Below are 15943 nucleotides of genomic sequence, written 5' to 3'. Positions count from 1 at the left end.
TGTGCTTAACAGTGAAATACGGACGCGGGGTGGAGCAGCTTGGTAGCTCGTCGGGCTCATAACCCGAAGGTCGTCGGTTCAAATCCGGCCCCCGCAACCAAATTAAGATTAAACGCACTAGCGGTTAATCATGCGACACTAGCTCAGTTGGTAGAGCGCAACCTTGCCAAGGTTGAGGTCACGAGTTCGAACCTCGTGTGTCGCTCCAATTTGATAGCCCTCATTGTGCTTAACAGTGACAAAATGCGACACTAGCTCAGTTGGTAGAGCGCAACCTTGCCAAGGTTGAGGTCACGAGTTCGAACCTCGTGTGTCGCTCCAATTTGATAGCTCTCATTGTGCTTAACAGTGACAAAATGCGACACTAGCTCAGTTGGTAGAGCGCAACCTTGCCAAGGTTGAGGTCACGAGTTCGAACCTCGTGTGTCGCTCCAGTTTGATAGCTCTCATTGTGCTTAACAATGAAATACGGACGCGGGGTGGAGCAGCTTGGTAGCTCGTCGGGCTCATAACCCGAAGGTCGTCGGTTCAAATCCGGCCCCCGCAACCAAATTAAGATTAAGCGCACTAGCGGTTAATCATGCGACACTAGCTCAGTTGGTAGAGCGCAACCTTGCCAAGGTTGAGGTCACGAGTTCGAACCTCGTGTGTCGCTCCAAACATATAGCTCTCATTGTGCTTAACAGTGAAATACGGACGCGGGGTGGAGCAGCTTGGTAGCTCGTCGGGCTCATAACCCGAAGGTCGTCGGTTCAAATCCGGCCCCCGCAACCAAATTCAAGACAGTTTGATTGTTATTTATCATAACCCTCAGGTCGTCGACGGATGCGCCGCTCGGATCAAATCCAGCCCCCGCAACCAATCCACATCGCTCTTTTCATCATGCTGTGAAGCATAACTCCCCTAAAATAAATTTTAATCCGCATTGTATGATGTCGGGTGTTTTCGTTTGTGCTGAAAACATTATATGAATCGGCAGACACAATAGTGCTCTGGTATGCGAGTGTTTTTGCTATCTTTCATTAACAGACTTATCCACATACAGCGTTCTGTGGATAACTTGGTTGATAAAGTGTTTTTAGCTTGACATTATTTGTTAGTAAACGAAGATCTTTTCTTTTTTAAGTGTTTGAATTGTGATTGAATTCTGTTCTAACTAGTTGTTAAATAAAGAAAAAAAGAACAATTACATAGATCTTGGTTGTTAAAATACGATCATTACATTGTATTTTTTTGATCCTAGTCATTTACTGGGATTGTGTTTAACTTTTTTTTCCTACCTCTTTTTTATCTAATCTCAAATTTTTTTCCACATTACAAAATTGAGAACGAGGTCATGAATTGCGCATGAAAAAAGCATTTCAATCTTTTGCATATAGACTACGCCTTATGCATCTCTCGGTAAGCCTTTCTCTACAATCCTGATTAAACGGTTTTTCTTCGTTTCAACTGACTCAGTCTCATTGACCGGAGTTTGGTTCAGCTGCTGATTCAATGCCCAGATAATATGTTCATCGAGTAAGTCACTTTCTCCCTGACGAGAGACAAGTGCATCAATGACACGTTGACTGTATTCTGCGTTGCCAAGTGCGACAGCAATATTACGCAGCCATTGTAAGTGACCAATTCGGCGAATCGCGGAGCCTTCCATGTTCTTTAAGAAGGTGACTTCATCCCAACCAAACATATCGACTAAATCCGGGTGTTGAAAACTATCACGGCGGTGAAAGTCTTCTTGTTCGGTGATATCGGCATATCGGTTCCATGGACACACCAGTTGGCAATCATCACAGCCGTAAATTCGGTTCCCCATTGGTTTTCGAAATTCTTCTGGAATGATGCCATCGAACTCGATGGTCAGGTAGGAGATACAACGTCGTGCATCCACCACTTTGTCGTCTACAATCGCTTGCGTCGGACATGAAGTGATACACGCTTTGCATTTTCCACACTGATCGACACTTGGTTTATCAACCGGCAATGGCAAATCAATCAGTAACTCGCCCAGAAAGAACCAAGAACCACAGTCTTTATCCAAGATCAGAGAATGTTTCCCGGTCCAACCTAGCCCAGCTTTTTGAGCCAGTGGTCGCTCTAATATCGGGGCGGAATCAACAAAAGGGCGGTAGCCAAACTTACCGACTTCTTCTTCAATTAATTTACCGAGCTTATTGAGCTGCTTTCTTACGAGTTTGTGATAGTCACGTCCTAGGGCATAACGACTGATGTAGGCGTGGTTTTTATTGGCAAGGTTTGAAGCGAATTGCGCTTCTGGCGGTAGGTAATCCATACGCGCACTGATAACACGTATGGTTCCGGGCAGTAATTCATGTGGTCGCGCGCGCATCATGCCGTGTCGAGCCATCCAGTCCATAGAACCGTGATACCCGGCATCCAGCCACTGTTGCAGTGCGGCCTCATGCTCACTTAAGTCAACGTCGCAGATCCCCACTTTTTGAAAGCCGAGTTCTTTTCCCCAAATTTTGATTTGCTGTGCGAGTTGTTCGTAGTTCATGGTTACCACCGAGATAAATGGGGGGCGGATCTTAACGGATCTCTTGTATTGGTTCTAGCGTAAAGTCGCACTTATAAAAGTATGCTATTTAATGATATTTATAATGGAACCTTTTGCTATCTGCTGCTTTCTTATATTGGAGAGCTAAACTCATATGGCTAGAAGTAGAGAGCTGACAAATAAGATACCGTTTTGTGGCTACTTTTTTCGCATATATGACATTTGAAAGCTTGTCTCTCAAAACCAACACAGTTTACTATTCCTGTTCTTTTGATTTTTATATAGTCAACGATCATTAGTTAGAGAAGCATCAATGAGCACGAAACAATTTAATTTAAAAGATGAGCATGAAACGGTAGCACTGGGCACCGCTCTGGCTCAGCTTTGTTCTCAACAAACGACAATTTATCTGCATGGTGATTTGGGCGCAGGTAAAACAACCTTCAGTCGTGGGTTTGTCCGTGCTCTTGGGCATCAAGGAAATGTAAAAAGTCCAACTTATACCTTGGTTGAACCATACCAATTGGATAAGTGGCAAGTTTACCATTTTGACCTATATCGTCTTGCGGATCCTGAAGAGTTAGAATTCATGGGGATTCGAGATTATTTCACTGATGATGCGATTTGTTTGGTTGAGTGGCCAGAAAAGGGGCAAGGCTTACTGCCTGAGCCAGATCTTGATGTGAACATCCGTTATCAAGGTGAAGGCCGTATCGCCGAACTCATCGCGAATAATGATTATGGTGTGCAGTTACTCAGTCGATTGGAGCTATGTTGAGTTTTTCAAATTTTAGAGTAGTGGCGACGTTTGTCGCCACTTTTCTCCTTATCATCCCCAGTTTAGCATTTGCTAACGTCGTTAAAAGCTTTCGAGTTTGGCCTTCTCCAGATGAGACTCGCGTTGTCATCGATTTAGGCTCGGAAGCGGACTACTCCTATTTCTCATTATCCGAACCGGATAGACTGGTTGTGGATTTGAAAGACGCCACCATGCAAGCCAAATTGCCGGTGACGGTCTCTGATAGCCCTGTTTTAACGCGAGTGCGAAAAAGCTCACCTCCGGAAACGGGCACTTATCGTCTCGTTTTTGAGCTGAAAAAAAGCGTTCAAGCTGAGCTATTCAAACTGAGCCCGACACCAGGTGGGCAATATGGTCACCGTTTGGTCATTGATCTTCCGCATGGTACAAAAACGGCGACAACCGCAACGAAGTCAGAAGAAAAAACCACAACCAGCAAAGACATGAGCTCAGTTCAGCGTGCTCAGGAAGTGTTGATTGTTATCGACCCTGGTCATGGTGGTGAAGATCCGGGATCAATTGGACCTTCTCGTCGTAAGTATGAAAAAGACGCGGTATTGAGTATTTCTCGTAAGATTGCTGCTCAGTTGAATGCGACACCGGGCATCAAAACTCGACTGACCCGCAGTGGGGACTATTTTGTTAACCTGAATCGACGTGTCGCGATTGCTCGCGAGAATGATGCTCATTTGCTGATATCAATTCACGCGGATGCGTTTACCTCTCCACGACCTCGTGGTGGTTCGGTATTCGTACTGAACACGCGTCGTGCGAATACGGAAATTTCCCGTTGGGTTGAGAATCATGAGAGGCAGTCTGAGCTTTTAGGTGGATCGGGTAACGCATTTGTCAGCAATACCAAAGATCGTAACGTCAACCAAACGTTGCTGGATCTGCAGTTCAGTCATTCGCAGAAGGAAGGCTATAAGCTAGCGACCGAAATCCTTGGTGAAATGGGACGTGTTGCTCACTTGCACAACACGAAACCTATCAACACTAGCTTGGCGGTATTACGCTCTCCGCAGATCCCATCGGTATTGGTCGAAACGGGCTTTATCTCAAACCCGACCGAAGAGAAATTATTGTTCCAGCGTGCACACCAAGACAAACTGGCACAGTCGATATCGAAGGCGGTAGTCAAGTATCTAAAGGATAACCCGCCAGAAGGCACCGTATTCTCACCTTCATCGAAACCGATGGTGCATATTGTGAAGCGCGGCGAATCTTTATCGGTGATTGCGAATAAATACGGGACAAGCTCGAAAGCGATAATGGCTGAAAATAACTTGAAATCGAGCGGGTTAGGAATTGGCCAGAAACTGAGAATTCCGTCGGCTGGTAACATCAACGTGCCAAGCAAGCCGATCACGGTGGAGACAGAAACCATCACTCACACCGTTAAGTCTGGTGAATTTTTAGGTAAGATTGCCAGCCATTACAAAGTGAAGGTTTCTGATATTCGCCGCGAAAACAATCTCAAATCAGATACGCTGTGGGTAGGTCAGAAACTGAAGGTGACGGTTGCGGTGAAGGACAAGCCGATCCGTAAACATAAAGTCTCTCGAGGTGAGTACCTTGGTAAGATCGCATCGAAGTACGACGTGAGCGTGCAAAGTATTCGTGAAGCGAATAACTTACGTTCAGATGAACTTGCGGTAGGACAAGTGCTGATCATCCCAAATAAATAAGTGATCTTTAACGCGTTATGACGATTAAAATACTGCCAGCCAGGCTCGCCAACCAGATAGCAGCAGGGGAGGTGGTCGAAAGACCTGCCTCTGTCATCAAAGAGTTGGTTGAGAACAGCCTCGACTCCGGCGCTACCCGCATCGATATCGATATCGAGAAAGGGGGAGCTAAGCTCATCCGTGTTCGTGATAACGGTAAAGGGATTGCGAAAGATGAGTTAGGCTTGGCATTAAGTCGTCATGCCACATCCAAAATTCATAGTTTGGATGACTTAGAAGCGATCATGAGTTTGGGCTTTCGTGGTGAGGCCCTCGCGAGTATCAGTTCAGTCTCACGCTTGACCTTAACCTCGCGTCCCGCAGCGCAAGAAGAGGCGTGGAGTGCGTATTCCGAAGGGCGCGAAATGCAGGTCAAACTGCAACCTGCCGCACACCCTATTGGTACCACGGTAGAAGTGTTGGACCTTTTCTTCAATACCCCTGCACGTCGTAAATTTCTTCGTACCGAGAAAACGGAATTTTCCCATATTGATGAGCTGCTAAAGCGTATCGCACTGAGCCGGTTTGACGTGTCGATTACTGTGCGCCATAACGGAAAAATTATCCGCCAATATCGCGCAGCAAAAAATCAACTACAAACGGAAAAGCGCATTGCAGCCGTATGCGGTAATGCTTTTGTCCGTAACATGCTCCGTATTGAATTAGAGCATCAGGGTCTGAAGCTGCATGGTTGGATCACAACGCCAGATGGTGCTCGGCAGCAAAGTGATTTGCAGTATTGCTATGTGAATGGCCGCATGATGCGTGACAAGCTGATTAATCATGCTATCCGCCAGAGCTACGAAATGAGCTTAAAGCCGGATCAGTTTGCGGCATACGTGCTGTTCATTGAACTCGATCCGCATCAGGTGGATGTGAATGTCCACCCAGCCAAACATGAAGTGCGTTTCCATCAGGCTCGACTGGTGCATGACTTTATCTATCAGGCATTAACCGATGCACTGGTACAAAGTGCGGTCATTGAACAGCCACATGTCAATGAATCTGCCTTTCATCACGCTGAGCCGTCTTCCCCGATTCAGGAACGCGATGTTGACTCAGAACCCTCGATTTCAGAAGCCTCGATTAAAGAAGACAAGGTCTCTTCTCCTGTTCCTGAACGAGTTTATCAGGCGATAGACAAAACACCGGCTTATCCGGGACGAAGCGACTATGAGGCAAAACCACGAGAGCGTTCTTCTTCAGAGTCGTCAGTGCGAGAGGCTCGTCAGTCAGATTCTTATCATCGTTCGGACTGGATTGAATCTAAGCCCGCTCCAAAGCCGACTCAGAGCAAAGAGCGTAATGCGGAACCCGCTCCGAGTAAACAAGAAGTTCGTGCTTATCATGAGCTTTTGAAAACGCCAGACTTCGAACCTAAGCCGATCGAAAATGCGGTTGTCGCTACATCGAGAGAGCAAGCACCTTTGCCTCAAGTGACGGCATTAGGTAAAGCACTCGCTGTGGTGGATGAGCAGTTTGTCCTGATGAGCAGTGACAGTGGCGTGGCATTGGTTTCATTACCACGCGCGGAATTTTATCGAGTCAAGGGGCAGCTAACGCCAAGTGAAGGCGCATTAAAAGCACAACCTTTACTCGTACCTTTGTCGTTAAAGTTGGACGCAGAGTTAGTCAGGTTAGCAGAGGATTACCAACAAGATTTCGCTCAGCTCGGTATACAGCTTAAAGCCAGAAATGACAAAGCATTGATGGTCATGGGCGTACCAGCACCATTGCGTCAACAAAACTTACAAAATTTGGTACCAGATCTGTTATCTTACGCGCAAACGTGGGTGAAGGGTGAGAAGACTGCCACTCAAATGCTTTCTGCACTGATCGATTGGCTTGCTTTGCGGGTAACGACAGTAAAAAGCAATTATACTCTCTCCGAAGCCATTCAAATTATTGCGGAACTTGAACAGCTAAGGCATGGCCAATTGCCATTAGAAGATACTCAGTTTGTATCTGCTGTTGATTTCTCTGCCACGATAGCCAAATTAACACCATGACAGAAAAACTACCGTTGGCTCTATTTTTAATGGGACCAACTGCATCAGGTAAAACAGAACTCGCGATTAGACTTCGTCAGAAGTTTCCGGTTGAGATCATCAGCGTCGATTCGGCTTTGATCTACAAAGGAATGGATGTCGGGACTGCCAAGCCTGATGAACGTGAGCTTAGCTTAGCGCCTCACCGCCTGATTGATATTTTGGATCCTAGCGAGTCATACTCCGCAGCGGATTTCCGTCGCGATGCGTTACAGGCTATGGATGATATTGTTGCAGAAGGAAAAATTCCGTTACTTGTTGGCGGTACAATGCTCTATTACAAAGCATTACTTGAAGGCTTATCACCTCTTCCTGCTGCAAATCCTGAAATTCGTCAGCAAATTGAACAAGAAGCATTGACTAAAGGTTGGTCGGTGTTGCACGATGAACTGAAAGAGATTGATCCTGTCTCTGCGGAGCGAATTCATCCTAATGATCCCCAGCGTTTATCTAGGGCATTGGAAGTTTTTCGAATTTCAGGTAAAACTCTAACTGAGTTGACTCAAACGAAAGGTGAACGCCTTCCGTACCGGGTCAAGCAGTTTGCAATAGCTCCCAAGGATAGGGCAGAACTTCACCGTCGCATTGAACTGCGCTTCGAAAAAATGATGGAAGCGGGCTTCGAAGATGAAATGAAAGCATTATATGCTCGCAAAGATCTTCACCCGGATCTTCCGTCTATACGTTGCGTCGGTTATAGACAGATGTGGGAGTATTTAGATGGGGAGTGCACTCGCGAAGAAGCCATTTTTCGCGGAGTATGCGCGACTCGTCAATTGGCCAAGCGTCAAATCACCTGGTTACGCAGCTGGGATGACTTAACTTGGTTGGATAGTGATAACATTGAACAGTCTCTCGAAACCATTTCGGAAGCAATAGCATCTGATTGAGATAGCTGTGTATAATGTGATCGTTTTTGCGTGAACGCGCTCTGAAAGGAACAGTGGTTGGCGGTTTTTAGACTATGCTGCTAATTACTTAGAGTGCATTTTGATTCGTTTAGCTCAGATGCAAAAGCAGTACTTTTTGCATTGCACCACTAGCTAAATAATTACAACTACAAATTAAATAAGGAAAATAAAAATGGCTAAGGGGCAATCTCTACAAGACCCATTCTTAAACGCGCTACGTCGTGAGCGTATCCCAGTGTCTATCTACCTTGTGAATGGTATTAAACTACAAGGTCAGATCGAATCATTCGATCAATTCGTGATTCTTTTGAAAAACACTGTTAACCAAATGGTGTACAAGCACGCGATCTCAACAGTTGTGCCGGCTCGTCCAGTGAGCCACCACAGCGGTGAACGTACCCAAGGTGATCGTCCACAAGAGAAATCTGAAGATTAATTCTTCATCGAATATTTTTAAAGTAAGGAGTTGATTGCTTGTTTGACCGTTATGAATCCGGTGAGCGAGCCGTACTTGTTCATATCAACTTCACGCAAGAAGGTGAATGGGAAGATCTGGCTGAGTTCGAAATGCTGGTTTCTTCTGCTGGGGTAGAGACGCTACAAGTGGTAACTGGTAGTCGTCAATCCCCACACCCGAAATACTATGTCGGAGAGGGTAAGGCTCAGGAAATTGCTACAGCAGTACAATTAACTGGCGCTGAAATTGTGATTTTTAATCACTCCCTCTCTCCTGCCCAAGAACGTAACCTCGAAACACTGTGCAAATGTCGAGTTCTCGATCGCACTGGTCTCATCCTCGATATCTTTGCTCAACGAGCGCGAACACATGAAGGTAAGCTACAGGTAGAGCTGGCTCAACTTCGTCATATCTCTACTCGTTTGATTCGTGGTTGGACGCACCTAGAAAGGCAGAAAGGTGGTATTGGTCTACGTGGTCCTGGTGAAACCCAGTTGGAAACCGACCGTCGTTTATTGCGTGACAGAATCAAAGCCATCCTGCGCCGCTTAGAAAAAGTGGCCAAGCAGCGTGAACAAGGGCGTCGCGCCCGAAATCGAGCTGAAATCCCAACGATTTCTCTCGTGGGCTACACCAACGCGGGTAAGTCGACACTGTTTAACCGTATTACCGAAGCGGGAGTGTATGCCGCAGACCAGTTGTTTGCTACTTTGGACCCTACATTACGTAAGATCGAGTTAGCGGACGTGGGACCTGCCATACTTGCAGATACCGTTGGTTTTATTCGACATTTGCCTCACGATTTAGTTGCAGCCTTCAAAGCAACCTTGCAAGAAACGCAAGAAGCTGACATTTTGTTACATGTTGTTGATGCCAGTGATGAGCGTTTTCGTGAGAATATTCAAGCTGTTCATGAAGTACTAGAAGAGATCGACGCGCACGAAGTGCCGAGTCTGGTTGTCATGAACAAAATTGACAATCTAGAATCGCAGAATCCGCGTATAGAGCGTGATGAGGAAGGCGTACCTCGTTCGGTCTGGGTATCTGCAATGGAAGGTATGGGCATCGAGCTCCTGTTTGAAGCGCTGACAGAACGTCTGGCGTCACAAATGGTTGAGCATCAGTTGTGTATTCCTCCACAGTATCAAGGACGGTTCCGTAGTACATTCTTCCAAATGAATTGTATTCAGCGTGAAGAATACGACCAGGAAGGTAACTTGTTGATCGATATTCGAATGCAGCAAGTAGATTGGTCTAGACTTGAAAAAAGAGAAGGGGCAGTTTTGACTGGCTTTATAGTCACTTAAAGGACTGCTACAGTATAACGTCATATCAAATGATGGAGCTTTCTAATGGCGTGGAATGAGCCTGGAAATAACAACGGCAATGATGGCCGCGATAACGACCCTTGGGGTAATAATAATCGTGGTGGCCAGCGTCCTGGTGGCCGAGATCAAGGTCCGCCAGATTTAGATGAAGTGTTCAATAAACTGAGTCAGAAGCTGGGCGGCAAATTTGGTAAAAAAGGCGGCGGTGGTTCTCCACTCGGCGGTGGTGGCAGCGCAATTGGCTTTGGTGTGATTGCACTGATTGCTGTTGCTGTTTGGTTCTTCGCTGGTTTTTACACCATCGGTGAAGCAGAGCGTGGTGTAGTACTGCGTTTAGGTAAATACGATCGTATCGTAGAGCCAGGTCTGAACTGGCGTCCTCGCTTTATTGATGAGTATGAAGCGGTTAACGTACAGGCGATTCGTTCACTTCGTGCATCTGGTCTAATGCTGACTAAAGATGAAAACGTTGTGACGGTAGGCATGGACGTTCAGTATCGCGTTACTGACCCATACAAATACCTATACCGAGTAACCAATGCTGACGACAGTTTACGTCAGGCAACGGACTCTGCTCTACGTGCGGTAATTGGTGACTCACTGATGGATAGCATTCTAACCAGTGGTCGTCAGCAAATTCGTCAAACAACTCAAGAGACACTGAACCAAATCATGGATAGCTATGATATGGGTCTTGTGCTTGTTGATGTGAACTTCCAGTCTGCACGTCCGCCAGAGCAGGTTAAAGATGCGTTTGATGACGCGATTGCAGCGCGAGAGGATGAAGAGCGTTTCATCCGTGAAGCAGAAGCTTACAAAAACGAGATTCTGCCAAAAGCAACGGGTCGTGCTGAGCGTTTGAAGAAAGAAGCGCAAGGTTACAGCGAACGTGTTACCAATGAAGCTCTTGGTCAGGTTGCACAGTTTGAACAGCTACTTCCAGAATACCAAGCAGCTCCAGGTGTAACTCGTGACCGTCTGTACATCGACGCGATGGAAGAAGTTTACACAAGTACTTCTAAAGTGCTGATTGACTCTGAATCAAGCGGTAACCTGCTTTACCTACCGATTGATAAATTGTCGGGTCAAGAAGGTCAAACTGACACCAAACGTAAGTCGAAGTCTTCTTCAACCTACGATCAAATTCAACTAGAGTCTGAGCGTACACAAGAAGACACCTCGAACACGCAGTCTCGTTCAACTGGTTCACGTCAAGGGAGATACTAAGAATGCGTAAGTTAATGATCCCTGTATTGGTAATCGCACTGGCATTGATGCTGATGTCTCTGTTTGTGATTCCTGAAGGTGAGCGCGGTATCGTCGTTCGATTTGGTCGTGTTCTGAAAGACAACAACGACATCACTCGAATTTACGAGCCGGGTCTGCATTTCAAAATGCCATTGTTTGATCGTGTGAAGACTCTGGATGCACGTATCCAAACAATGGACGGCCGTGCTGACCGTTTTGTAACGTCTGAGAAAAAAGACGTTATCATTGATACCTACGTGAAGTGGCGTATTGAAGATTTTGGACGTTACTACCTGGCAACAGGTGGCGGTAACTCGCTAACGGCAGAAGCTCTTCTTGAACGTAAAGTGACTGACGTGCTTCGTTCTGAAATCGGTGCTCGTGAAATCAAGCAAATCGTTTCTGGCCCACGTAATAACGACGTTCTACCGGAAGATGCAAGCAGTGATGAAGTTACGACGGAAGCTGCTCGTGAAGCACTAGAAATCGATGGTGAGCGTGACTTAATCATGTCTAACGTGTTGAAAGACACACGTGAAAGCGCGATGAAAGACTTAGGTGTGCGCGTAGTTGATTTCCGAATGAAGAAAATCAACCTGCCAGATGAGATCAGTGAATCTATCTACCGTCGTATGCGCGCAGAGCGTGAGTCGGTAGCTCGTAAACACCGTTCTCAAGGCCGTGAGAAAGCGGAAGTTATCCGTGCTCAAGCTGAGCTTGAAGTTGCGACAATTCTGGCTGAAGCCGACAAAACAGCTCGTGTTACACGAGGTGGAGCGGATGCAGAAGCAGCGAAGATTTACTCTAATGCTTACAACAAGGATCCTGAGTTCTTCAGCTTCCTACGTTCACTAAGAGCCTACGAGAAGTCGTTCAGCTCTAAGAACGATATCCTTGTTCTGGATCCGAAGAGTGACTTCTTCCAGTACATGAATAATTCTAAAGGTGTAAAAGCTGAATAAAGCTTCCCTCTAGTATTCAAAAGGCTCCATCAGGAGCCTTTTTTGTATCTAGTAGTTATGTAAGGTGAGAGTCGTTAACTCATCATGATAGCAATGACAGCGCCAGCAACAACCAGACAGCCGCCAATACGACGCAGCTGATTGTTGGGTTGCTCACTGAGTTGGGCGACCATATTTCGCCAGCCATTCGGCGCTACCAGCGGACCAATCCCTTCAACAATTAATACTAGCCCTACAGCCAGCCATATCGACTCAGACATAAAGCTTCCTAAACCAATTTATAAAGCTAAATATTATCAGTGATATGTTGCTTCTGAAATGCTCGATTACGTTGCGGCTCTAAGTCTGTGAACAAAAAATGACTGCAAGAAGTCCGATTCGGTGCTAGAATCCATTTTTAACTAGCAATCAGACTTGGAAAGATGGGAAATAACGTAGTCGTTCTAGGCACCCAATGGGGTGACGAAGGTAAAGGTAAAATCGTAGACCTTTTAACTGAAGATGCAAAGTACGTGGTACGCTACCAAGGCGGTCACAATGCAGGCCACACTCTCGTAATTGACGGTGAAAAAACCGTTCTTCACTTAATTCCATCAGGTATCCTTCGCGATAACGTAAAATGTGTTATCGGTAACGGTGTAGTACTATCACCTGAAGCTCTACTTAAAGAAATGAAACCTCTTGAAGAGCGCGGTATTCCAGTACGCGAACGTCTTTTCATTTCTGAAGCATGTCCTCTAATTCTTCCATACCATATTGCAATGGACCAAGCTCGCGAAATCGCTCGCGGTAAAAAAGCTATCGGTACAACAGGTCGTGGTATCGGTCCAGCATACGAAGATAAAGTTGCTCGTCGCGGTCTACGCGTTGGCGACCTATTCGATATGGAAGCATTTGCTGAGAAGCTAAAAGAAGTTATGGAATACCACAACTTCCAGCTAGTAAACTTCTACAAAGCGGAACCAGTAAGCTACGAAGCGGTACTGGAAGAAGCGAAAGGCTACGCTGAGCTACTAACTTCAATGGTTATCGACGTAACTGACGAGCTAGACTCTGCTCGTAAACGCGGCGACAAGATCATGTTTGAAGGTGCTCAAGGTACGCTACTAGATATCGACCATGGCACATACCCATACGTAACTTCTTCTAACACGACTGCTGGTGGTGTTGCTGCAGGTTCTGGTTTTGGTCCTCGTCACATTGGTTACATCCTTGGTATCGCGAAAGCTTACTGTACGCGTGTAGGTTCTGGTCCATTCCCGACTGAATTATACGACGGTCTAGACAAGCAAGACCCAATCGGTAAGCACCTAGGTACTGTAGGTCATGAGTTTGGTGCAACAACTGGTCGTTTACGTCGTACTGGTTGGTTTGATGCTGTTGCAATGCGTCGTGCTATCCAAATCAACTCTATCTCTGGTTTCTGTCTAACCAAACTAGACGTACTAGATGGCCTAGAAGAGCTAAAAATCTGTACTGGTTACAAGATGGAAGATGGCTCTGTACTAGAAGTTTCGCCAATGGCTGCTGAAGCATTTGAAAAAGCGACGCCAATCTACGAAACAATGCCAGGTTGGTCTGAAAACACATTCGGTGCTAAAGCACTAGAAGACCTGCCAAAAGCGGCTCTGGACTACATCAAGCGTATCGAAGAGCTAACAGGCGTGCCAGTAGACATCGTCTCAACTGGTCCTGACCGTAACGAAACTATCATCAAGGTTCACCCATTCGAATCTTAATGACGACTCGTTAGAGATTTTGAAAGCCGACCTTAAGGTCGGCTTTTTTGTGTCTGATACTTTTGTGCAATGGAATGCTGCGGTTGTGGAACACGCGTCTCAATGTGGCAACTTGTTGCCGTCTCTCGGTGGTGAGGGGCAAAAATTGTCTAAAGCTCAGGGCAGGTTTGCCGATAATCTTATCAAGCAGAGCAGAACCTTTGGCGATTTTTTGTTTCTCAGACACCTTGAAGAGTACGTTTATGAAGTTACGAACAGTGGCTGCTTCACTGTTACTGATGCTGGCGACGGTTGCATCTCGGGCAAGTGCCTCTGATGTTGGAGCGCCTGTTCCCATTTACACCGAAGCAGAACTGATAACGCTTATTGAGCAGAATAAGCACTTACAGCGTGTGCGCGCTGACAACTGCCAGTTGGTGGAAGACATTGTTGCTCGCGCGACTCGAATTAGCCTGCCTGCGTATGAGTTTTTGTATGGCGATATGCTGGCTTGGGGTGTCTGTGTTGAACAAGATGTGGAACTTGGGCTCTACTATATGGAGAATGCCGCCCAGCAAGGATTACCAGCCGCGCTAGAACAAATAGGGCGCTATTACTCTCTTGGTACTCTGGTTCAGCAGGACAAAGAGCGAGCGATCCCTTATCTGCGCGAAGCGGCATCCATGGGGAACCTCAATGCACGCATTCAACTTGCGGAGTTGCTCCTGCGTGATTACGGCAGCCCTCTGGACTATGAAGATGCTTACCGCTGGTTGTATAACTCGGTAACGGCCGATAAACGCCAGCACAAACGGATTACTATTTTACGAAATGGCCTTGAGCAGCGTATGCCTGAAAATATTATCGCTCGAGCTAAGCGGCGAGATACTTTCTGGTAAAATTGCTCACGATTGAATACATACAACAAAGCCCACTGATGTGGGCTTTGTTGTTTTTATATGGTTTGGTTTTTGGTCTTAAATGACTTTGTGTGGACCAAAGCACTCGTAATGGAACTGTTCTTGCGGAACGCCAAGATCGATCAGCTGCTTGGCGACATACTGCATAAACCCAACAGGACCGCAGAAATAAATCTGAACATTGGTTTGCTTAAGCGCAGCTTCAATTTCCTTCAGGTTGACGAAACCAGTGAAGTGGTAATCTTCACCAAGTTTATCTTCGGCTGTCGGTTGGTTATACCAGACAAGCGCATTGACGTTATCTTGTGAGCTGACAATTTGGTTCACATGCTGCTTAAAGGCATGCTGTTGACCATTTTCCGTCGCGTGTACCCAAGTTACTGGCGCCTGATGCGCAGACAAGCTCTCCAGCATAGAAAGTGTCGGCGTTAAGCCTACGCCAGCAGAGAGCAGTACGACAGGAGTGTCCGATTCTACGTCCATGAAGAAGTCACCCGCCGGAGCGACCAGTTTTACTTTATCACCAACGTTAAGCTCATCGTGCAGATAGTTGGATACCTTACCGTCTTGTTCACGTTTAACCGAGATGCGGTACGTGTTCTCTTGTGCCGCAGAAGAGAGGCTGTATTGGCGGATCTCTTGGTTATCAAACTTATCGCTGTTGATGTAGATACCCACATATTGCCCTGGTTTATAGGCTGCGACGTTAAGACCATCTGTTGGTTTAAACACAAAACTGCAGATGTGTTCGCTTTCTGCTTGTTTCGTGACAAGTTCGAATTCACGTAATCCACGCCAGCCACCTTCCAAGGCTTCATTCGCCTGATAAATTTGCTCTTCTCTTTGAATGAACACATTGGCTAGCACGCCATAAGCTTCTGCCCATGCATCCAATACTTCCTGACCCGGATTGAATAGTTCGTCAATGGTCGCTAATAGATGTGAACCGACAATTTGATATTGGTCCGCTGTGATCAAAAAGCTGGTGTGTTTATGCGCAATTTTTTCTACCGCACCAAGCAGAGCCGGTAAATTTTCAATATTCGCCGCGTATGCACAGATAGCATTAAATAACGCTTCACGCTGATCACCATTGCGCTGGTTGCTCATGTTAAAAATGTCTTTTAACTCAGGGTTGTGAGTAAACATACGATCATAAAAATGTGCGGTCAGTTTTGGTCCTGTTTCGGCGATAAGTGGTGCGGTTGCTTTTACGATTTCAATGGTCTGATTGCTGAGCATGGGGCTTCCTAATTTAAGTTGTATTTATAATGCATGTTTAAAGTTGTATCTCAAATGTATCTTTCAAT

14 protein-coding genes and 7 tRNA genes are annotated in these 15943 nt (G+C 46.1%); 17 read left to right on the top strand and 4 right to left on the bottom strand.

Annotated elements, in window-relative coordinates:
* Positions 1 to 23: 23 nt before the first annotated feature.
* The 7 genes from DBX26_RS14090 (at position 24) to DBX26_RS14060 (ending at position 774) form a co-directional block, all read left to right on the top strand.
* Positions 24 to 100 (top strand) — tRNA-Met (locus DBX26_RS14090).
* A 32-nt stretch (positions 101 to 132) separates the two neighbouring features.
* Positions 133 to 208 (top strand) — tRNA-Gly (locus tag DBX26_RS14085).
* A 37-nt stretch (positions 209 to 245) separates the two neighbouring features.
* Positions 246 to 321 (top strand) — tRNA-Gly (locus DBX26_RS14080).
* 37 nt (positions 322 to 358) lie between these two features.
* A tRNA-Gly gene (locus tag DBX26_RS14075) sits at positions 359 to 434 on the top strand.
* A gap of 39 nt (positions 435 to 473) precedes the next feature.
* Positions 474 to 550 (top strand) — tRNA-Met (locus tag DBX26_RS14070).
* Positions 551 to 582: 32 nt separating this feature from the next.
* Positions 583 to 658, top strand: a tRNA-Gly gene (locus DBX26_RS14065).
* Between the two features lie 39 nt (positions 659 to 697).
* Positions 698 to 774, top strand: a tRNA-Met gene (locus DBX26_RS14060).
* Positions 775 to 1387: 613 nt separating this feature from the next.
* Here the strand turns inward: DBX26_RS14060 and queG are convergent.
* The gene (queG, locus tag DBX26_RS14055) at positions 1388 to 2515 is read right to left on the bottom strand and encodes a tRNA epoxyqueuosine(34) reductase QueG (protein ID WP_118119533.1); all 1128 of its coding nucleotides are present in this window, start codon (positions 2513 to 2515) and stop codon (positions 1388 to 1390) included.
* A 313-nt stretch (positions 2516 to 2828) separates the two neighbouring features.
* On the opposite strand from queG, the gene tsaE reads away from it, so the two are divergent.
* From tsaE to hflC, 8 genes are all read left to right on the top strand, one after another.
* Positions 2829 to 3293, top strand: a complete 465-nt coding sequence (tsaE, locus tag DBX26_RS14050; protein ID WP_014233210.1) for a tRNA (adenosine(37)-N6)-threonylcarbamoyltransferase complex ATPase subunit type 1 TsaE — start codon at positions 2829 to 2831, stop codon at positions 3291 to 3293.
* On the top strand, positions 3287 to 5002 hold the full coding sequence (locus DBX26_RS14045) for an N-acetylmuramoyl-L-alanine amidase (RefSeq protein ID WP_118119530.1): 1716 nt from the start codon (positions 3287 to 3289) through the stop codon (positions 5000 to 5002). Before tsaE ends, DBX26_RS14045 begins: the two co-directional genes overlap by 7 nt.
* 17 nt (positions 5003 to 5019) lie before the next feature.
* Positions 5020 to 7050 (top strand): DNA mismatch repair endonuclease MutL, encoded by a 2031-nt coding sequence (mutL, locus tag DBX26_RS14040; RefSeq protein ID WP_118119529.1) that lies wholly within the window; start codon positions 5020 to 5022, stop codon positions 7048 to 7050.
* Positions 7047 to 7979 carry a tRNA (adenosine(37)-N6)-dimethylallyltransferase MiaA gene (gene miaA, locus DBX26_RS14035; protein WP_014233207.1) on the top strand — a complete coding sequence of 311 codons (933 nt, stop codon included), beginning with the start codon at positions 7047 to 7049 and terminating at the stop codon, positions 7977 to 7979. The genes mutL and miaA overlap by 4 nt, the downstream gene beginning before the upstream one ends.
* 193 nt (positions 7980 to 8172) lie before the next feature.
* Complete coding sequence (gene hfq, locus DBX26_RS14030; protein WP_014233206.1) at positions 8173 to 8436, top strand: RNA chaperone Hfq; 264 nt, start codon at positions 8173 to 8175, stop codon at positions 8434 to 8436.
* Between the two features lie 38 nt (positions 8437 to 8474).
* Positions 8475 to 9764, top strand: a complete 1290-nt coding sequence (gene hflX / locus DBX26_RS14025) for a ribosome rescue GTPase HflX (RefSeq protein WP_014233205.1) — start codon at positions 8475 to 8477, stop codon at positions 9762 to 9764.
* A gap of 45 nt (positions 9765 to 9809) precedes the next feature.
* Positions 9810 to 11012 carry an FtsH protease activity modulator HflK gene (gene hflK, locus DBX26_RS14020; RefSeq protein ID WP_014233204.1) on the top strand — a complete coding sequence of 401 codons (1203 nt, stop codon included), beginning with the start codon at positions 9810 to 9812 and terminating at the stop codon, positions 11010 to 11012.
* Positions 11013 to 11014: 2 nt separating this feature from the next.
* Positions 11015 to 11995, top strand: coding sequence for a protease modulator HflC (hflC, locus tag DBX26_RS14015; protein WP_014233203.1), 981 nt, complete (start codon positions 11015 to 11017; stop codon positions 11993 to 11995).
* Between the two features lie 74 nt (positions 11996 to 12069).
* Here the strand turns inward: hflC and DBX26_RS14010 are convergent, their stop codons facing one another.
* Positions 12070 to 12255 carry a DUF2065 domain-containing protein gene (locus DBX26_RS14010; protein WP_014233202.1) on the bottom strand — a complete coding sequence of 62 codons (186 nt, stop codon included), beginning with the start codon at positions 12253 to 12255 and terminating at the stop codon, positions 12070 to 12072.
* A gap of 162 nt (positions 12256 to 12417) precedes the next feature.
* Between DBX26_RS14010 and DBX26_RS14005 the strand changes: the two genes are divergently transcribed.
* Entirely contained in the window at positions 12418 to 13734 is a 1317-nt protein-coding gene (locus tag DBX26_RS14005; RefSeq protein ID WP_014233201.1) for an adenylosuccinate synthase, read from the top strand.
* Between the two features lie 10 nt (positions 13735 to 13744).
* Here the strand turns inward: DBX26_RS14005 and DBX26_RS25500 are convergent, their stop codons facing one another.
* Complete coding sequence (locus DBX26_RS25500) at positions 13745 to 13960, bottom strand: hypothetical protein (protein WP_065297467.1); 216 nt, start codon at positions 13958 to 13960, stop codon at positions 13745 to 13747.
* A gap of 16 nt (positions 13961 to 13976) precedes the next feature.
* Here DBX26_RS25500 and DBX26_RS13995 point away from each other — a divergent pair, with 16 nt between their 5' ends.
* Positions 13977 to 14612: a tetratricopeptide repeat protein gene (locus DBX26_RS13995; RefSeq protein ID WP_118119528.1), complete on the top strand. Its 636-nt coding sequence runs from the start codon at positions 13977 to 13979 to the stop codon at positions 14610 to 14612.
* A gap of 78 nt (positions 14613 to 14690) precedes the next feature.
* Here the strand turns inward: DBX26_RS13995 and hmpA are convergent, their stop codons facing one another.
* Positions 14691 to 15875: an NO-inducible flavohemoprotein gene (gene hmpA, locus DBX26_RS13990; protein ID WP_065297466.1), complete on the bottom strand. Its 1185-nt coding sequence runs from the start codon at positions 15873 to 15875 to the stop codon at positions 14691 to 14693.
* Positions 15876 to 15943: the final 68 nt, after the last annotated feature.

It is taken from the genome of Vibrio sp. dhg (assembly GCF_003443775.1).
GTDB classification, from domain to species: Bacteria; Pseudomonadota; Gammaproteobacteria; order Enterobacterales; family Vibrionaceae; genus Vibrio; species Vibrio natriegens.
The sequence above is the reverse complement of the archived record's forward strand: the minus strand, read 5'-3'. Positions and strand labels throughout refer to the sequence as shown.

Excerpts from the sequence above, each read along its gene's own strand:
- hmpA (WP_065297466.1), bottom strand. The coding sequence starts at position 15,875 with ATGCTCAGCAATCAGACCATTGAAATCGTAAAAGCAACCGCACCACTT.
- tsaE (WP_014233210.1), top strand. The coding sequence starts at position 2,829 with ATGAGCACGAAACAATTTAATTTAAAAGATGAGCATGAAACGGTAGCA.
- DBX26_RS14045 (WP_118119530.1), top strand. The coding sequence starts at position 3,287 with ATGTTGAGTTTTTCAAATTTTAGAGTAGTGGCGACGTTTGTCGCCACT.
- DBX26_RS14010 (WP_014233202.1), bottom strand. The coding sequence starts at position 12,255 with ATGTCTGAGTCGATATGGCTGGCTGTAGGGCTAGTATTAATTGTTGAA.
- hflC (WP_014233203.1), top strand. The coding sequence starts at position 11,015 with ATGCGTAAGTTAATGATCCCTGTATTGGTAATCGCACTGGCATTGATG.
- mutL (WP_118119529.1), top strand. The coding sequence starts at position 5,020 with ATGACGATTAAAATACTGCCAGCCAGGCTCGCCAACCAGATAGCAGCA.
- queG (WP_118119533.1), bottom strand. The coding sequence starts at position 2,515 with ATGAACTACGAACAACTCGCACAGCAAATCAAAATTTGGGGAAAAGAA.
- hfq (WP_014233206.1), top strand. The coding sequence starts at position 8,173 with ATGGCTAAGGGGCAATCTCTACAAGACCCATTCTTAAACGCGCTACGT.
- hflK (WP_014233204.1), top strand. The coding sequence starts at position 9,810 with ATGGCGTGGAATGAGCCTGGAAATAACAACGGCAATGATGGCCGCGAT.
- DBX26_RS13995 (WP_118119528.1), top strand. The coding sequence starts at position 13,977 with ATGAAGTTACGAACAGTGGCTGCTTCACTGTTACTGATGCTGGCGACG.
- DBX26_RS14005 (WP_014233201.1), top strand. The coding sequence starts at position 12,418 with ATGGGAAATAACGTAGTCGTTCTAGGCACCCAATGGGGTGACGAAGGT.
- miaA (WP_014233207.1), top strand. The coding sequence starts at position 7,047 with ATGACAGAAAAACTACCGTTGGCTCTATTTTTAATGGGACCAACTGCA.